The following is a 17,134-nucleotide window of genomic DNA, read 5'->3' as shown; positions in this document are numbered from 1 at the left end:
ATGAGGGCGACACAACCGCTCGCCGCGTTCGGTGTTCTAGCGGCGCTCAAGGATCAACATCGGATTTGGCCCGCCATGAAGCCGTGCCTCACCCGCGGGATGACATGGCGGGCGGGCTGCCTCCGGGATCGTGAAGAAGAACGTGCTCCCGCGGTCTACCGCGCTCTCCACCCATATGCGGCCGCCGTGAGCCTCGACGATGCCCTTGACGATGGGGAGCCCCAGCCCGGCGCCGCGCCGCCCGGCCTTCCGCGCCTGCCAGAACCGATCGAACACGTGGGGCAGGTCCTCCTCATGGATTCCGGCGCCCGTGTCCGCGACCCAGCACAGCACTTCGCCCTCCCGTGACGCGGCGCCCACGGTGATGGAGCCGCCGGGCTTCGTGAACTTGATCGCATTGCCGATGAGGTTCTCGAAGACCTGCAGGAGGCGATCTCGATCGGCCCAGACCTCGTGGAGGTCGGGCTCCACACCGAGCTTCAGCTCGACCGGGACCGAAGCGGCGAGCGGCCTCTGAGCCTCGACGGCGTCGGTGACGAGCTGTCCCACAGGTTCGGCGTTCTGTTCGATGCAGAGGCGACCTGCCTCCATGCGCGTCACGTCGAGGAGGTCCTGGATGAGGCGATTCATCCGTGTCCCGGCCCGCTCGATCCTCTCAGCCGCCTTTCGAGGAGGGCCGTCGGCTTGAGGTGAGAGGTGCCGAAGGAGCGCCGCCTGCATGAGGATGGTTCCGAGCGGGTTGCGAAGATCGTGAGCGACGATCCCCAGCACGTCGTCCCGTGCCTGGATGGCGCGCCCGGCTGCCCGATAGAGCCGCGCGTTCTCGACCGAGAGCGCAGCCCGGTGCGCGAGGTTCTCCGCCAGGCGGAGCTCGGAAGACCCATACACCCGAGTCTGCGTCGAGGACACGAACGCGATCGCGCCCAGGAGCCTCCCGTGTGCCAGGAGCGGCACGGTCATGACGGATTGGGGATCCATGCAGCGAAGCACCTGAAGGTGCTCCGGGCTCTGGGCGAACGACTCGACCATCTCGGGCGACAGCCGCTCGATGAGGATGGGTTGCCGGGCCTCCAGCGCCGGCAGAACGAGGTGCGGGCGCCTTCGATCGAGCGGCAGCCGCTCGAGTGACTCGCAGGCCCAGGCCTTGGAAGGGTCTCGGCCGACGACCTTCACGCGCCGCACATTGTCGTCTTCTTCGACCACATCCACGATGCAAAAGTCCGCGAGGTCACGGACGACGAGTCGTGCGATATTGCAGAGCGTGTCGTCGTAGTCGAGCGTCGAGGCGAACACCTCGCCGACCTCCGCGAGCAGCTTTTGCTCGTCTTCGAGCCGCCTTCGCTCGGTGATGTCGTGCTCGGTCCCGACCATGCGAGCGGGTCTTCCCTCTCGGTCGCGCACGAAGACCTTGCCCCGGTCGAGGATCCAGATCCATCTACCGGATTTGGTGCGAACGCGAAGCTCGGCCTCATACTCGGGGGTGAGCCCATCGAAGTGATCCCTCAATGCCTTCTGCACACGGGGCGCATCGTCGGGGTGCACGCCGGCGAGCCACGAATCCACGTGGGGCCTGACCTCGTCCGGGCGAAAGCCGCGCATCTCGCACCAACGCGGGTTGAAGATGACCTCGCCGGTATGGATGTCCCAATCCCATGCGGCCAGGTCTGCGCCCTTCAGCGCGAGCTCGAACCGCTCTTGCGTTTGCCGAATCTGGTTTCGAGCGCGCGTCTGCTCTGTGACGTCGCGGAGCGTGACCGTGAGGATCCTCCTGCCGCCGACGTCGAGCCTCGAAATGGAGGCATCGACGGGGAACTCTTCGCCGTTCTTCCGCACGCCGACGAGCTCCCTGCCGCGCACGTCCTTGGAGCGCGCGACCGTGTCCCCCGCCGCGAACCTCTCGACATGCTGACGGTGGATCGCCCGGAAGCGCTCGGGGATCAGGAGTTCGAGGGGAGCCCCGATGACCTCTTCCCTCGAGTAGCCGAAGATGTTCGCTGCGCCTTCGTTGAACATGCTGATGCGTTGACCATCGTCGATCGAAATGATCGCGTCCGTCGAGATGGAGACGATGCCCGAGTATTTTGCTTCCGAGAGGCGGAGCTCCTCTTCGAGGCGCCTCCGCTCGGTGATGTCCTGCGTGATGCCGATGCCGCCGAGGAGCGTGCCGTGCTCGTCGAACTCGAGATCTGCCTTCTCGCGAACCCACCTGGACTCACCCTCCGCGACGACGCGGTGTTCGATGTCGTACGGCTCGCCGCAGAGGGCGGCCTTCCATCTCCCGTCGACGTACGCTCGGTCGTCCGGGTGGACGCAGGCGAGGAACCCCTCGTAGGTCATCGGCGTCCCCGTGGGGACCCCGAAGATCCGGTAGTTCTCGTCGGACCAACGAAGCTCGTTGCGCCGGACGTCGAGCCGCCAGCTGCCGACCCTGGCCACGGACTGGGCTCGATTGAGATCCGCGTGGCTCGCGTGGAGCAACCCCTCGATGCGCTTGCGCTCGCTGATGTCGCGCACGAATGCTTGCCATCGTCCATCCGGGAGGATCTTCGCGCAGACCTCGACGAATACGTAGCTACCATCCTTGCGCCTGAGTCTCCACTCGTCGATGTCGATACTGCCACCGACGAGCTGTCGCCTCGACTGCAACAACCGACCGGCGTCCTCGGGCGGGATCAGATCGAAGATGGTCTTCCCGATGATCTCTTCGCGAAGATAGCCGAGGATGCAGCAACCGGCGCTGTTGACGTCGGTATAGCGGCCATCGAGGTTCGCCACGAAGATCCCGTCCGAGGCCTGTTCGATCAGGTTGCGGGTCCGGGCGCGGCTCGCCTCGAGGGCCTCGTGGACGCGGTTGAGGGGCGCGGCCGTGATGGCGAGCAGCGACAGACCTACTGCGGCCATCGCGGCGATCAGCGCGGCGATACCGAGCGAGAGGTCCACGACACCCACCGCGGCGGAGATCCGCGTGACGGCGACTCCGAGGAGCACCGGGACGACGATGGTCGGCAGCGCCAGGCGCCTGAGCATGACGCCGCCTGCCCCCTCCGACGTGGCCGTGCGCATGATGCCGGCCGCCGGCCGATCGAGGAGCACGCCGGCCGTCGCGAGCAGGAGGCTCAGCGCCGTCGCCGGCGCTACACCGATGACAGGCGAATAGGCAGACTGATAAAGCGGACCTGCACCGAAGACGAATCCAACGAGCGCCGTGAAGGCGATGAGACCAGCGAGCAGGGCGAAGCACTCGGACGGACGTACGCGAGCGGTGGGGCGGACGTCGGAGAGGAGGAGCGCAGCGGCGAGGAGCGCGATCGACAACGCCGTCGGCGGCGACGGGCGTCCAGGATAGGGTCCAGCCTGGCTGCCCACGGGGAGCGCTCGGCCGCCCACGAGGAGCGAATCGATAGGAAGGTCGATCGCAAAGAGGTACTCGGCGAGCGTCCCGACGCCGATGATCAGCACGACGGCGAGCGCGAGCAGCGACAGAATCTTCAGCAGGCGGCGGCATCGGGTGCCTTGCCGATAGCGAAGGGCTCCAGCCACACCGATCAGCGACAGAGCCAGCGCCGTGTTCGGCATCATCGGTGGCTGACCTGGCACCATCGTGGTGAGAGGCGTCGCGCCGGCGAGCCAGCCGACGAGCCCAACGAATCCTAGCGCCGCGCTCCCGAGGTACAGCCGCCGCCCGACCGCTGCCTGACCGAGGTCGGTCATATGCCAGCTCGCATGGCTTTGATCTCGTGCGGCATGGATGGCTTCGCCACCCGTGAACGTAGCATGGGGCAGGAGGGGTTCGTCCCGTTCGACGGGAGGGGAGTACAGCGCCCGGGAGGCTCAGCGCGCCCCTTTCAGCGCCTCCGGTCTGTCCAGAACGCCGCTCGCTGGTGCGAATTTCCGGATGCCGTGGCATTCCTCGAATGGGCTCCTCCTCCCCGCGCCTTCGCTGCCGGAGGCGCTGTCGCCAGGCGCGGGCACGGCCACCGGCGAGCCCGCGACCGCCAGCGTCACCAACGCCCGAGCCGGCCGGGTGCCGCGGCTGCGCCGGATCGAGCGGACGGCCGACCGCGCGGCCATCGCCGATCTCCTCGCCTGTCATCGCGAGAGCGTCGACGGACCGCGGCCGCACGCGCCTGTCGGAGCTCGGCGGCGGATGAGCGCAGGGGGCTGACACCGGTAGCAGCGTCCGTGCGGCGGGTGCTTTCGGAAAAAAAGTTGACTCCCGAGCGCGCGCCGTCGCCACATGGTCATCTGGATGTCGCGAAACGTTTGCCGAATTGAAAAATTCTGCTCGCTCGACGAGAGGCGCACCGGCGCGGCTGCCCCTCTAGCTTAACCAGGGAAAGGAAACGGAGACCATGACACGCACTTATCGCCCCTTGCTGCTGCCTCTCACCCTCGCGCTCTTCTCGCACGTTGTCGGCTGCGGTTCAGACTCGGATGCGGACGCCTCGAGCGACGGCTCGACCAGCACCTCGTCCACCTCCGGCGGCAGCTCCACCTCCTCCGCCTCCGGCGGCAGCTCCACCTCCTCCGCCTCCGGCGGCGGCACCTCCTCGTCCACCTCCGGCGGCAGCTCCACCTCATCCACCTCCGGCGGCGACGCCACCTCGTCCACCGCGAGCGGCGACTCCACCTCATCCACCGCGAGCGGCGACACCACCTCGTCCACCGCGAGCGGCGGGACGACCGAGAAATTCAGCTTCTTCGTGACCAGCCTCGCCGCCATGCGGGAGCTGTCGGGCTCCCAGGACGGCTTCGGGGGCGACCTCCGCTTCGGGGAGACAGGGCCGGGCGCCGGTCTCCGCGGCGCGGACAAGATCTGCGCGACGATCGCCGAGAAGAGCCTCCCGGGCGCGGGAAGCAAGGTGTGGCGCGCGTTCCTGAGCGCCACGGCAGGCGAGGACGGGAAGCAGGTCAACGCGATCGACCGGATCGGCGAGGGGCCCTGGTACGACCGGCTCGGCCGGCTGGTCGCGAACGAGAAGGCGGAGCTGCTCAACACGCGCCCCAGCGGGGCCGACGCGGCGATCATGAACGATCTGCCGAACGAGGACGGCGTCCCCAACCACCAGCCCGACCCGGCCCAACCCGAGGTCGACAACCACGACACCCTGACGGGCTCCAACACCCAGGGGCAGCTCCAGGGCGCCTCGGCGACGTGCAAGGACTGGACGGCCAAGACGGGAGACAGGTCCGAGGGGGGACCGCAGCTTGGACACTCGTGGCCAAGGGGCAGCGGCCCGGGTGGGGGCGGGAGCTGGGCCCACTGGATAACGTCCCACAATGCACCGGGGTGCGCGCCTGGGGTCAATCTCGTGGACGCGGGAGGCCCCGCGCCGGGCTCGAACACCGTCGGCGGCGGCGGCGGCTACGGCGGGATCTACTGCTTCGCCCTGACGCCCTGACGCAGGCAACCCGGCGCGCGCCGCCTCCCGGCCGACAACGCCATGAGCCGCCCCGAGCTGCCGGCCGAACGACGAGCTCGTCGAGCTCACCGCGAGGCCGTCGTGCTGGATCGGGCACCGCTCCTCCCGGCGTCAGCGACCGCCGAAGCCGGGAGCGAACAGGGCCGTCATCCGATCCGGGCGGCTGGCGCCGAGGCGGACCATCGCGTCGTCGGCCGCCCGGACGAGCGCGCGGCCCTCATCGCCGCCAAGCACCTCCCCTAGCCGCCTGCGCGCCGCCGCGGCGCTCAGCGCGACCTCGCTCGCGTCGAACCCGGCGATCGCCGCCTCCAGGTGCGCGCGCGCGAGCGCCGCATCGCCGCGCGTCCAGGCGACGGCGGCCAGCGTGAGCCACCCCTGGGCGCTCGCCCAGCCCACCCGCTCCCGCAGGAGCGCGCCGGCCACGCGCTCGGCGATGCGCAGCAGCGGGGCCGGATCCGCCGCGCTTGCGACCGCGTCGAGCGCCGCCCGCCCGCGCAGCTCGATCGCGCCGATCCGCATCGGGCTCATGCGCAGGTACGTGGAGTCCTCGACCATCGGCCACGCGGCCGTCAGCCGGCGCCACGCGGCGCCTGGGTCCTCGCAGTACAGATCGATGAGCACGTCCGCAAAGAGCCCGAAGAAGTGCTGCAGCTGGAACCCCTGCTGCCGCCACGCCGCGAGGGCCTCCGCGAGATCCGCGCGCGCCCGCGCCGGATCGTCCGCGGCGAGCGCGACGAGGCTGTGGCCCCCCGTGACCGTGCGCAGCGACGTGACGGCATACCTGTCGCCGCGCGCCTCCGCTTCCTTGATCCACGTGGGGAGGCGCTGGGCGAGCCCCCTCAGATCGCCGAGCTTGCCGAGCCCGATCATGCAGATGGTCTGCGCCGTGCCGATCTCCCAGGCCACCCCGGTGCACCGCTCGCGGAAGATGCGCTCTGCCTCCTCGGCGTGCATCACCGTCTCTCGAAACGACGTCTCGTGCGCGGCGATCGCCCGCTGGATCCGGAGGACGCCCTCGACGCGCGCGTCGGCGGAGCGCTGGAGGAGCGGCGTCACCGCCGCGATGGCGCGCTCCACGGAGCTGCCCGCCGGCTTGCCGATGATCGACGCGAACAGCGCCATGAACGCGAGCCCGAGCGCGACGCGCCCCGGCTCCCTCGCGGCCAGCGCGAGGAGGACGTGCTGCGCGTGAAAGCCCACCGCGCGCACCGGATCGACCGCGCAGAGCCCGAGAAACGCAGAGAAGCAGACGTCGACGCGGCGAAGCTCGCCGGGATCGATCTGGCTCGCGTCGCGCTCCTTGAACCCGAAGCCGCGCAGGGCGAGCCGCGTCCGGTGAAGGAGCGCCGCGGCGAGGGCGCGGCGCTTCGTCTCGGGGTAACGCAGGCCCGTCTCGGAGAGCACCTCCCGGAGCACCGCGACGCCCTCTTCCGTGTGACCGCTCGTCAGGAGCTGCTCGGCCGCGAGGCGCTTGCAGTCGAGGACGACCGAGGGCGCCGCGGCGCCTCGCGCGGCGTCCGCCGCGCAGAGGTAGGCGCGGGCGGCGTCGGCGCCGCGGCCCGCGTTCGCGAGCGCATGGCCGAGCTGCACGAGGAGCCCGTGCCGGCGCTCGCTGCCCGCCGGCGCGCAGTCGAGCGAGAGCTGGTAGAGCCGCGCCGCGTTCTCGAAGGCGAGCGCGGCGGCGGCCCTGTCCGCCGCCTCCGCGGCGTACGCGCCCGCCCTGTCGAGATCGCCCGCGCCATGGAAGTGACGCGCGATCTGCTCGGGATCGGCGCGCCCCAGGGCCGCGAGCTCCTCGCCGAGGCGGCGGTGATGGTCCTTGAGCCGGGACGGCTCGATCTGGCCGGACGCCGCCTCGCGCACCCGATCGTGGTACGCCTCGACAGGATCGGCCTCCTCGAGCCCGCCGGTGCGGACCAGGTGCCATGTCCGCAAGGCGTGCAGCGCCGACGCGGCGTCCCCCTGCAACCCGGCGGCCCTGAGCGCGACGCGCTGCTCGATGGGGAGCCCGGCGACGGCGATCACCTCGAGGAGCCGCCGGGCGTCCGCCGGCAGATCCGCGAACCTCTCCAGGAGCAGCGCCTCGAGCGACACCGGCGGCGCCGGGGAACAGGCGTCGTCGTGACCCGGGTGAACCGGCGCCGCGCGGCCCAGGTGGAGCGCGAGCTCCGCCAGGAAGAAGGGGTTGCCCTCGGACTCGCGGGCGATCTCCGACGCATCGTGCGAGGGGCCGTGGCCGCCCAGGAGCGAGCGAGCCAGCGACTCCGCTTCTTCACGAACGAGCGGGCCGAGGCAGAGCTTCCGGTGCTCGGCGGCCCCCGTCCACCTGGGCGCCGGAGCGCCGAAGAGCTCCCGCAGGAATGGACTCGATGCCTCGTCCTCGGACCGATACACGCCGAGCATCAGCATCGAGGGCGGGTCGGGCGGGCCGAGGAGGTCGGCGAGGAGCAGCGCGCTGTCGCGGTCGCCCCACTGCAGATCGTCGATGGACACGACGAGCGGCCCCTTGTCGGCGAGCGCCGACAGGAGCTCCTTGAGCGCTCGAAACGCGCGGAACCGGAGCTCCTGGGCGTCGTGGATCTCGAAGGCGCGCCGCGGGACGTCCTCGATGGCCGCGACGACGCGCAGGGCGGGGAACACGCGCACGAGCTCGTGGATCCCGCGCGGCAGGAGGCCCGCGGCCTCGGACCGCGGCAGCCGCTTGAGATGGCGGCTGAGGGCGTCCAGCGCGCTGTCAAAGGCCTTGAACGGGACGGACTCGCGCTCATAACACCGGCCCGAAAGGACCACCGCGGCGCGGCGGCCGCGCAAATCGTCGAGGAAATGCTCGACCAGCGCCGACTTGCCCATGCCGGAGCGACCATGGACGTAGACCGCCACCGGGCGGCCAGCGCGCGCCTCGTCGAACGCTTCCTGGAGCGCTCGCAGCTGCTCGCCGCGTCCCATGAACAGCGCGCGCGGGAGCGGCGCCGGCGCCTCGCCGCCTGGCGGCGGAGCGCCGGGCCGGGGAGCGGCGCCAGGCGCTGCCGCGAGGGCGACCGCCGCCTCGCGGAGGACGCGCAGCGCGTCCGCGCCCGTGGCCCGCGCGCGCGGGTCGCGCTGGAGGAGCTGCAGGCACAGATCGCTCAGCGGCCGGGGCGCGTCCGGCGCGACGAGGTGAGGCGGCGGCGGCTCGCCGAACGCCTTGGCCTCGACGATGTCGAAGAGACTGCCGCTGAAAGGCGCGCGGCCGGTGAGTGATTCGTAAAGGATCACGCCGACCGCGTACCAGTCCGCGGCGGCGGACGGCTCTCCACGCATGTGCTCCGGCGCCATGTAGATGGGCGTCCCGGCGATCGGGGCGTCTGTCTCGGCGGTCGCGAGCGCCGTCCTGCGAGCGCCGGTGTCGCGGGCGATGCCGAAGTCCAGCACGACCACCCGACCGCTCTGGTCCACGAGCACGTTCGAGGGCTTGAGATCCAGGTGCAGCTTGCCCGCGCCGTGCAGCGCCTCGACGGCGTGCACCAGCTGCTCGAGCGCCTGGCAGAGGCGCGCCACGTCGACCTTGGGCTGTGACGCTGGCGCGCCGCCGGAGGCCGTCGGCGCCGCGCCGTCGGCGCGGGGCGAGGGCGCGCGGCCGTCGAGATCCGCCTGACAGGTCGTGGCCGCCGCGGGGGAAGTCCGCTCCGGGACATGCGCCGGCGCGCCCGGGGCGGCGAGCTCGCCCCCGCGGACGTACCTGGTGAAGCTCACGCCGGAGACGAGCTCCATCGTGAAGAACCAGCGCCCCTGCGCGGAGATGAGCTCGTAGAGCGTCACCAGGTTCGGATGGGCGATGTCCGCGATCGCGCGGAACTCGCTCTTGAGACGGAGGATGTCGGCGGCCTCCATCCGGAGCAGCGTCTTGAGCGCCACATCGGCGCAGCGAAGCCGATCGTGAGCGTGGTAAACGACCCCCATGCCGCCCGCACCGAGGCGGGCGCGGATCTCGAAGCGGTCCGTGCCGCCGAACCCCTCGGCGGCCGGACCGTCAGCGACGCTGTCCATCTGAGCTGTCCATCTGACCCGTCCCTGCCTCCGCGGGCTCGGTGGCCCAGGTGAAGCCCATCTCCTCTGCCGCCGGACCGAGCGTGAGGCGGATCGGCATGCCGCGCTCGCGCGCGACCTGCGTCGCGCGCGCCAGGAGCGCGGCGGCGGTATCCGGCCGATACGGGCCCGCTGCGGCGGAGCCCGCGAAGTGCACGGTCAGCATGAAGTGCGTCGCCTCCACCTCGTCCATTCCGAAGCAGTCGACGAGCAAGCGCTGCACGGCTTCCATCTTGGTCACGTCGTCGTTCCAGAACACGACCTCGACCAGCTCGCCTGCGGGGTCGCTGCGCTCCGGGGCGCGGGGCGGCTCCCGGCTCGCCCGGTCGAGGTCGCGACACGCCCTCGTGAGCAATGCGGCGGCGAAGCAGCCCTCCCCCGCCGACTGCGTCGCGACCACCAGATCGAGCGGCGACGGGCCCCCCCACGACGCCGACCTCGACCAGGCGCGATCCACGATGGCATTCACAGCCGGCGAGAGCTCGAACGCGGCGCTGTCCGTGGGTGCCTGGCGCGGCGCCGGGAGCTGTTGTTCCAGCTCGCGCCGCAAGGACGCGGCGCTCGCGCCGGCCGATGCGACCAGCGTTGCCACCCGGCGATCGCAGAGCGCAGCGAGCACGACATGCTCTGGGAGCAAAACCCGCTGCCCGCGCCGCATGGCTTCGATGGTCGCCGTGTGCAGGACGACGGCGCTATCGCCGCGAGGACGCGCGTGTGAGCGCCGCTTCCGCCGGCGGTAGAGGATGGCGAGCACGGTCGCCAGGACGAGGAGCCAGAGCCCCACGAGGAGGATGCGCATGCGCGCTGCGCATCCTACGCTGAAAGCAGGGTTGCCTCCAGCGCGCCTCGTGGGGAGTGGGCTCCGCGATCAGTTACACGGCCCGAGGTCGGCCCACTCGGCCGGGCACCAGAACGTCGGGTTGCTGGGCGGGCACTCCGGGTGCGACCACCAGATCTGCTGGGTCGCCGACCAGAGATGGCCGCCGTTGGTGACCAGCGTGGAGGGCGTATACACCTGCCCCGACGACCACGCGGGCGCGTTGCTGCAGTCGTTCGGGGGCACGGTCGATGACGTGCAGGCTTCCCAGGTCGACGGCGACGCGCCGAGGTTCTTGTTCTGGTAGACGTAGGGCGCGGCGTCGTGGAACGACCAGGTGCTCGCGCCTGACATGTTCTGCCAGGCGCCCGAGGTCGTCTTCACCTGCTGGCGAAGCATCTTGATGGGCGCCTGGCAGGAGACCTGCGGCTCGGGGTACTGCGGGCCCACGTCGGCGAAATGCTCGATGTCGTGCGCGTACATCTCGACGGTGCTGCGCGCGTCCTGGGCGAGGAACTGCCAGCCCGCGCCGTTCTTCATGTCGACATAGAGGCAGAGCTGGGCGCCGGTCACGCTCGCGACGCGCTCGGCCGTGCACCATTCGTACTTGAAGACGACCTGCTGCCCGGGCTGCAGACCGCCGAGCGAGCCGCCGCAGGTGCCCCCCGAGCCCCACTGGGTGTTGCAGCTCGGATGATTCCCCGTGACGCCGTTGTCATCTCCGAAGTAGTAGACGAACCATCCATCGGGGCTGTGGTAGATGCCGGACTCCAGATTGTAGTACCACTGGCCCACCGCGGTCCAGGCCGTGGACGCGTTCAGGAGCTGGGGTACCTGCCACTCGATGAGCCAGCCGCGGGTGTCTCCGACGTTGCCCGTGTAGCTGCTCGTCAGATCGTAAGTTCCGCGCTGGCTCGCCACACCGAGGCTCTCCTCTTCGTCCGCGCCGGCACCGGCTGTGCATGCGGCGGCGCCGAGGGCTCCGAGGAGCAACAGCGCCGCGCCGATTCGCGGCAGGGCAGCGCGTGACGGGCGGAGAGAACAGGGTTGCATCGACAGAGTGCTCTTCTCGATCATAAGGATTCTCCTGAGAGCGACGTTATCCCCCGCGGCGGTGAATAGCGCGGACCGAGGCCGCCCACCGTTAAGACGTGTTAAGCCGAACGACGTGATTCAGGGGTGGGGCGCTGAGCGCGCGGAGCCGTCCGCGGGGTGGGTCGATGCGCTGGTGACGACGTGGAGGACTGCTCAGCCCGCCACTGCGTCGAGGATCGGACGCGGTCCGGTCACGGCAGCTCGAGGCCGAGGCCGAGGTCGAGGATCGCCGACACCGGTGACGCACGGAAGACGTCGCGCCGCTCCCCCGCCTCGTCCGTGTAAAAATACACATCGCGCGCGAGCGGCACGGCGACCCCGAGCCCGACGGCCCCGAACAGCGGGCCCACGCCGGCGTCGCCGAGCGCCCCAGCGGCCGATGCGGTCTACCCCCCGGGAGACATCGATTCGGCCGAAAGCCCGCTCATCGGCGCGCCGTCTCCCATTCGGGGCTGCTCAGGAAGTACGTATCGTAGAGCTCCTGCACGTCGCGCAAGGTCTCGGGCGGCTCCTCGCCGTGAGCGATGCGCGTCAACTTGCGAAAGTAGTCGAAGCGCTCGACCCCTGGGGTGATGACGACCAGGAGCTCTGCGCCCTTGCCGCGCGCGGCGGCGAACGCGTGGGCGACCCGCGGAGGGACCACGAGGAGATCGCCCTTCTCGGCCGTCACGATGTCGCTCCCCGAGAGGACCTGGACGGCGCCGTCGAGCACATAGAACATCTCGGCCGAGGCGTCGTGACGATGGGGCCGCGCGCCGTCCGCGTCCTTCGCGAGCGTCACACGCACGGTGGAGAGGGCTCCGCCCGTCGCGCTGCTGTCCGCGAGGAGCTGGATCCGCGCGGCGGGAGAGCCGACGATCTCAGCGTCAGCGCCACGGACGACGACCGACCGATCGAAACAAGGCTGGATGATCGACATGCCGCCCAGTGAAGCACCCGCGGGGCGAGCGCTCACCTCGAAAAACGTAGGGAGCGCTCCCGCAGGCCGTGGGAGGAGCTCGCCCCGTCGATGGCGGATGCCTTGTGGAGCTGGTGGAGGTGAGGTCGCTGTTCCAGCAGGTGGACAGCGCGTCCGTCACCTGGGATGAGCGCGCTTCACAGGGCTTTCGGGCGGGGAGCAGCATCGGCCCCGGCGGCCATGCACACCTTGAGGCCCTCCTGCAGGTTGCGCAGCGTGATCATTCGATCGAGATCCATGCCCACGGACACGACGGTCTGAGCCACCGCGGGCCGGATGCCGGTCACCACGACGCGGGCGCCGAGGAGCTCCACCGCGCGCACGATGCGGATCAGGTGATCGGCCGTGCTCGTGTCCACCGCCTCGACGGCGGTCAGATCCAGGATGACGTGCCGCGTCTGGCTGTCGACGATCACGCCGAGCAGCCGCTCCATCAGCGCGGACGCGCGCTGGTTGTCGAGCCCTCCCATGACAGGGACGGTGAGCACGCCGTCCCACACCTGGATGATCGGCGCCACCATCGCGCTGAGCGCCGTCTCTTGCTGCTGGATGAGCTCCAGCTTCTCGCGCAGCGCGAGCTCGGTCCTCTCCCGCTCGGCCACCTCGTTCCTGAGCCTGGACAGCGCGATCGCGAGATCCGAGCTCGTGCCCCGATCGGCCTCGAGGAGCGCCGAAAGCCGCGCCTCGACGGTCTCGTCGGTCGGGCGGACCAGGAACTCGTCGTACGCCGCGCCCTGCGCCGCGAACACCGTCTGCTCGGCCCAGCAAGGCACCCCGAACAGGCGCTCGGTGATCCCGGCCAGCTTGCCGGCCACCATCGCGCTCCCCCAGCTGACCCCCAGCGCGCGCTGGTAGATCGCCTCCCAGCTGTTGACGGTGCGATACCGGACCTCGCGGCGCTCGCGATCCACCGCGACGACCTCCCACCGCCCCCATCCGGCCGGCCAGGCGATCTCGGACACGTGGCGCATGCCCTCCTCGAAGCTCGGATGCGCGCTGATGATGGCCCAGTCGCCGTCGACGCTCTGCCGTCCCCCGAGCTGGAGACACAGGTTGAAGCGCTCGACCCCCACCATCGCCACCATGCCCGACATCAGCCCGGCCACCGAGCTCGGGATCCACATGCTCAGGGTAGGCGTCCCGGCCCACAAGTTGACGCCGTTCTTCATGTCCCATTCGATGTCGAATCCAGAGATTGTTATCCGAGGGGTTGTCATGGGCTCACCTTGTAGCGCGATGGATCACGGAGACGGGGCGCCGCATGCGCAGCGTTCCGCCCCGCCGGCGCTCTTGCCTCACCTGCGGCGGCACGGCAAGCCCTAGCGCTACCACGCCGGCACGACCTGCGTCGGGTCGCGGCGAGCAACGAGCGGCTCACGCGGACGAGCGTCGAACGAGCGGCGTTGTCGGCAAGTGACCGAGACTTCATGTCTCAGCTGCCGCGCAAGGTCTCCATCGACGCTCGGGCGCGCGACGCTGGTTCACCCTACCATGAAGTAGGCTTCGACTCTCCTGCAGGGCTCCTTCCAGAGACGTGTGCTCGCGAGAAGGTCGAGGAGGCGCCGCCTGCTCAGGTGAGCGGCAGGGCGCCCCCGGTGTTCAGGACGCCCTCGCCGAAGCTCTTGACGTCCTCGAAGCCCATGTAGTGGAAGCAGCTCACGAGCATGTCGGCGAAGGAGCGATCGCCGCGGAAATCCATCAGCCGACCGCGCCGGAAGTGGTCGTGGGCCTTGCCCGCGAAGACGACCAGGCTGTCCTCGATGCTGTGGCTGTCGCCCTGCCCGAGCTCGTTCCAGTGCACGACGAGCGTATGATCCCAGAGCGTGCCGTCGCCGTCGCTCGTGTTCTTCAAGATCTCGTAGAGCTTGGTGTTCTGCTCCCAGAGGTGCCTGTGGATCTTGCGCACCTTGGCGAACGAGTCATCGTCGCTGTTGTGCGAGATGTCGTGGTGCCCATCGCTGAGGCCCAGGTTCGAGTAGACGCGGTTGCTGGTGTTGCCGCTCCAGTTGAAATGCACCACGCGCGTCAGATCGCAGGCGAACGCGAGGGCGCTGATCTTGAAGAACAGCTCGCCCATGATCGCGTGGTTCTCGTCGGCGTAGGGGTTGATCCTCTCGCCGAGCGGGGTCTGCACGCAGGCGGCCGCGCCGTTGCCCGCCTGGAGCGCGCGCTCGACGTCGCGCATCGCGTCGAGGTGCTGCTGGATCTTGGCGCGGTCGTCGGCGCCGACCCGGGTGAGGAGGGAGTTGCCCTCTTCGCGCACCAGATCGATGGCCGACTGCTTCTTCGCGAGGCGCCTCAGCACCTCTTGCTGCGCGCCCCCGTCGCCGGGCATGGCGGCGAAGATCCGGGCGTAAGCCTCGTAAGGGTCCGTCTCCGGCGGGATCGGGTTCTGATCGCCCGCGGGCCCCGCGTGGGAGTGCGTGTTCCAGATGTCGTTCCACTTGTCCCCGACGCGGTACACGAGGTGCCGGTGCGCGACGCTCTCGTTGGCTTCCAGCACGCGACCGCCGATCGCGTAGTCGGCGCTCGGCCCCTCCACGTAACCGATGGTGGTCTCGGTGCCGCCGATGGGGAACGACCCGGTGCCGGACTTCCACGGAGCGAGCGAGCTGCCGCCCTGCTGGTGGTTGTCCGCCCGCTCGGACTCCGGCAGATCGTAGAAGCGCTTGTGCAGGTTGTTGAGAAAGAGGAGATCCTCGCGGTACGGCTCGAGCGGGGCGAGGAACTCGCCGAGCTGAAAGCTCGTCTCGCCGCGGGCGTCGAAGCGCCTCTCCGTCTCGTCGCCGTTCGCCTGGAACACGAACATGATACGGCGCGGGGACGGCGTCGTCTGGGCTCGCGCGCGGCTCGAACGCATCGCATCGAGGAACGGGAGCGCGAGCGCAACTCCGGATGCGCCACGCAGGAAGGTACGGCGGCTCAGAGGTTTCATTGTTTCTCCGGGACGATGACGGGGCGGTAGCGGAAGGCGTCGGTCTGCGTGAGCGCGACCAGGAGCTCGGACAGGCTGTAACCGCTGTCCTTGAACGCGAGCGAGAGCGACGCCATCGAGCAGCGATCGGCGTCGGTCTTGTCGCGACCGTAGAAGAAGCGGAAGTTTTGCAGCACGTAGCAGGCGCGCGCCTCCTCGCTCTGCGCGAGGCGCTGGCCCAGCTCGGCGGCGTTCGCCACAGGGCCGTTGACGTCGCGCGTGCTCGAGATGGCGCTCGAGGTGTCGATCGGCCTGCCGGCCTCGTCCGTGGTGCGGGGGCGGCCCACGGCGTCGAACGACTCGAACACAACGCCGATGGGATCCATCAGCGCGTGGCACCCCGCGCAGCTCGGCTCGGTGCGGTGGAGCTCGAGGCGCTCGCGCTGCGAGAGCCCCTCTCCGAGGCCCTCGAGATCGAGCTTCACGTCGTTGGGCGGCGCGGGCACGATCTGGCACAGGAGATCGGTGCGCACCTTGAGGCCGCGGCGGACGATCGAGGTGCGCGCCGCCTTGTCGCGCGTGAGCATCATGCCCTGGGTCAGCACGCCCGAGCGGCCAGGCATGTCGACCTTGACGAAATCGTCGCCGCTCACCCCGCTCACGCCGTAGTGCTGCGCGAGCGCGCCGTTCACGAAGCTGTAATCGGCGGCGAAGAGGTCGTCGAGCGAGCCGCTCGGGCTCGCGAGCAGGTCCTGCACGAACGCGCGCGTCTCCTCCCGCAGCAAGGCGGGCAGATCGCGCGAGAGGTCCGGATACACCTCCGGATCGCGGTTCATGCTGCCCAGCATGTCGGTGTCGAGCCACTGGTCGAAGTACTCGAGCAAGCGCTCGGCCCTGGGATCGGCCAGCATGCGCCGCACCTGGGCTTCGAGCTGCTCTGGCGTGCCGAGCTCGTCCGCCTCCGCCGCCCGCGTGAGCTCCTCGTCCGGCTGCGACTGCCAGACCAGGTACGAGAGCCGCGAGGCCATCTCGTGCGGCGTGGGCTCGGTGACGTCCCCCGTGCTCGCCTGGCCGAGCTCGACGCGATAGAGCACGTTCGGCGACTGCAGCATGCTGAAGACGACCCACTCGATGCCGTCGTCGAAGGTGTACCCGTCCGATCCTGCGGTGAAGCGCTCCTCGTAACTCTGGACCTCGGCTTCCGTGAGCGGCCGGCGGTACGCCCTGGCGCCGAAGGTGCGGATGAAGTCGCGCGCGCACTCGATCTCGCCGATCTCCTCCGGATCGCAGGAGACGAGGCCCGAGGCGTGGGCCGCGACAGCGGCGACCTCCTCCGCGGCGTCGAGGAACTTCTGCGCCACGAGCGAGCCGACGTTCAAGAAGCTCGCGTTGTTGCGGAAGCCGAGCGACTCGGACTCGTTGGGAAATGTGGCGACCACCTTGTCGACGGCGGAGGCCACGCCCGGGACGCCGGAGAAGAGATCCTTCACCGTGTTGGCGTACTCGTAATTGCTGAGACGGCGGAGCGGCGCCGTACCGGGCCTCGGCGTCTGGCAGAACGCCGAATCCAGCACGTCTTCCGGCGGCTCCACGATCCCAGGATCGTCCCCGCCGGGGCCCGTGCCAGACCCCGTGGACTGGCCGGGGCCGCCGATCTGGCCGTTGCAAGCCGCGACGAACGCGAGCAAGAGCGGCGCAGCATACCTGAGTTGTGAGCCGAAAAGCTCAAGAGGCCAGCGATGCGTGTGTTGCTCGGGGTTCACCGTGTTCTCCACGCCGCGCCCGAAGAAAGGCACGAGTTGGTGCGAGCGCCGACCACATGGATCGGCACCTGCACGGGTTCCCGACGCTGCGACTCAACA

Annotated in this window: 12 protein-coding genes; 2 read left to right on the top strand and 10 right to left on the bottom strand. The window is 70.0% G+C overall.

The genetic code is table 11. The features are described from left to right. Window positions 1–36: 36 nt before the first annotated feature. A complete protein-coding gene (locus tag WMF11_RS04085) occupies window positions 37–3,711 on the bottom strand; it encodes a sensor histidine kinase (protein WP_437976489.1) in 3,675 nt (1,224 codons plus the stop codon). A 184-nt stretch (window positions 3,712–3,895) separates the two neighbouring features. Between WMF11_RS04085 and WMF11_RS04080 the strand changes: the two genes are divergently transcribed. Further along, window positions 3,896–4,165: a hypothetical protein gene (locus tag WMF11_RS04080; RefSeq protein WP_437976488.1), complete on the top strand. Its 270-nt coding sequence runs from the start codon at window positions 3,896–3,898 to the stop codon at window positions 4,163–4,165. 198 nt (window positions 4,166–4,363) lie between these two features. On the opposite strand, the gene WMF11_RS04075 is transcribed toward WMF11_RS04080, so the two are convergent. Beyond that, complete coding sequence (locus WMF11_RS04075) at window positions 4,364–4,723, bottom strand: hypothetical protein (protein WP_437976487.1); 360 nt, start codon at window positions 4,721–4,723, stop codon at window positions 4,364–4,366. On the opposite strand from WMF11_RS04075, the gene WMF11_RS04070 reads away from it, so the two are divergent. Further along, a complete protein-coding gene (locus WMF11_RS04070; protein ID WP_437976486.1) occupies window positions 4,722–5,402 on the top strand; it encodes a hypothetical protein in 681 nt (226 codons plus the stop codon). The two genes, WMF11_RS04075 and WMF11_RS04070, sit on opposite strands and share 2 nt — an antisense overlap. Before the next feature lie 132 nt (window positions 5,403–5,534). Here WMF11_RS04070 and WMF11_RS04065 read toward each other — a convergent pair whose 3' ends face one another. The 8 genes from WMF11_RS04065 to WMF11_RS04030 all read right to left on the bottom strand — a co-directional run bounded on the left by WMF11_RS04065 (window position 5,535) and on the right by WMF11_RS04030 (window position 16,960). Next, window positions 5,535–9,449: a serine/threonine-protein kinase gene (locus tag WMF11_RS04065; RefSeq protein ID WP_437976485.1), complete on the bottom strand. Its 3,915-nt coding sequence runs from the start codon at window positions 9,447–9,449 to the stop codon at window positions 5,535–5,537. Continuing rightward, a complete protein-coding gene (locus WMF11_RS04060) occupies window positions 9,433–10,287 on the bottom strand; it encodes an ATP-dependent Clp protease adaptor ClpS (RefSeq protein WP_437976484.1) in 855 nt (284 codons plus the stop codon). The genes WMF11_RS04065 and WMF11_RS04060 overlap by 17 nt, the downstream gene beginning before the upstream one ends. A gap of 69 nt (window positions 10,288–10,356) precedes the next feature. Continuing rightward, window positions 10,357–11,226 (bottom strand): hypothetical protein, encoded by an 870-nt coding sequence (locus WMF11_RS04055; RefSeq protein WP_437976483.1) that lies wholly within the window; start codon window positions 11,224–11,226, stop codon window positions 10,357–10,359. A 365-nt stretch (window positions 11,227–11,591) separates the two neighbouring features. After that, a complete protein-coding gene (locus WMF11_RS04050) occupies window positions 11,592–11,750 on the bottom strand; it encodes a hypothetical protein (RefSeq protein WP_437976482.1) in 159 nt (52 codons plus the stop codon). A gap of 74 nt (window positions 11,751–11,824) precedes the next feature. Beyond that, window positions 11,825–12,319, bottom strand: a complete 495-nt coding sequence (locus WMF11_RS04045) for a cupin domain-containing protein (RefSeq protein ID WP_437865387.1) — start codon at window positions 12,317–12,319, stop codon at window positions 11,825–11,827. 176 nt (window positions 12,320–12,495) lie between these two features. Further along, a complete protein-coding gene (locus WMF11_RS04040; protein WP_437976481.1) occupies window positions 12,496–13,575 on the bottom strand; it encodes an STAS domain-containing protein in 1,080 nt (359 codons plus the stop codon). Between the two features lie 353 nt (window positions 13,576–13,928). After that, window positions 13,929–15,218, bottom strand: a complete 1,290-nt coding sequence (locus WMF11_RS04035; protein WP_437549590.1) for a DUF1552 domain-containing protein — start codon at window positions 15,216–15,218, stop codon at window positions 13,929–13,931. A gap of 71 nt (window positions 15,219–15,289) precedes the next feature. Continuing rightward, window positions 15,290–16,960 (bottom strand): DUF1592 domain-containing protein, encoded by a 1,671-nt coding sequence (locus WMF11_RS04030; RefSeq protein ID WP_437976480.1) that lies wholly within the window; start codon window positions 16,958–16,960, stop codon window positions 15,290–15,292. Window positions 16,961–17,134 lie beyond the last annotated feature (174 nt).

The organism is Sorangium sp. So ce295, assembly GCF_051527405.1.
Lineage (GTDB): Bacteria > Myxococcota_A > Polyangia > Polyangiales > Polyangiaceae > Sorangium > Sorangium cellulosum_B.
This window is presented reverse-complemented; position numbering and strand designations above follow the sequence as displayed.

What these genes read in the sequence shown, in the direction of transcription:
- WMF11_RS04085 (WP_437976489.1), bottom strand. Translation starts at nt 3,711, where the DNA reads ATGACCGACCTCGGTCAGGCAGCGGTCGGGCGGCGGCTGTACCTCGGG.
- WMF11_RS04080 (WP_437976488.1), top strand. Translation starts at nt 3,896, where the DNA reads ATGCCGTGGCATTCCTCGAATGGGCTCCTCCTCCCCGCGCCTTCGCTG.
- WMF11_RS04070 (WP_437976486.1), top strand. Translation starts at nt 4,722, where the DNA reads ATGCGGGAGCTGTCGGGCTCCCAGGACGGCTTCGGGGGCGACCTCCGC.
- WMF11_RS04075 (WP_437976487.1), bottom strand. Translation starts at nt 4,723, where the DNA reads ATGGCGGCGAGGCTGGTCACGAAGAAGCTGAATTTCTCGGTCGTCCCG.
- WMF11_RS04065 (WP_437976485.1), bottom strand. Translation starts at nt 9,449, where the DNA reads ATGGACAGCGTCGCTGACGGTCCGGCCGCCGAGGGGTTCGGCGGCACG.
- WMF11_RS04060 (WP_437976484.1), bottom strand. Translation starts at nt 10,287, where the DNA reads ATGCGCATCCTCCTCGTGGGGCTCTGGCTCCTCGTCCTGGCGACCGTG.
- WMF11_RS04045 (WP_437865387.1), bottom strand. Translation starts at nt 12,319, where the DNA reads ATGTCGATCATCCAGCCTTGTTTCGATCGGTCGGTCGTCGTCCGTGGC.
- WMF11_RS04040 (WP_437976481.1), bottom strand. Translation starts at nt 13,575, where the DNA reads ATGACAACCCCTCGGATAACAATCTCTGGATTCGACATCGAATGGGAC.
- WMF11_RS04035 (WP_437549590.1), bottom strand. Translation starts at nt 15,218, where the DNA reads ATGCGTTCGAGCCGCGCGCGAGCCCAGACGACGCCGTCCCCGCGCCGT.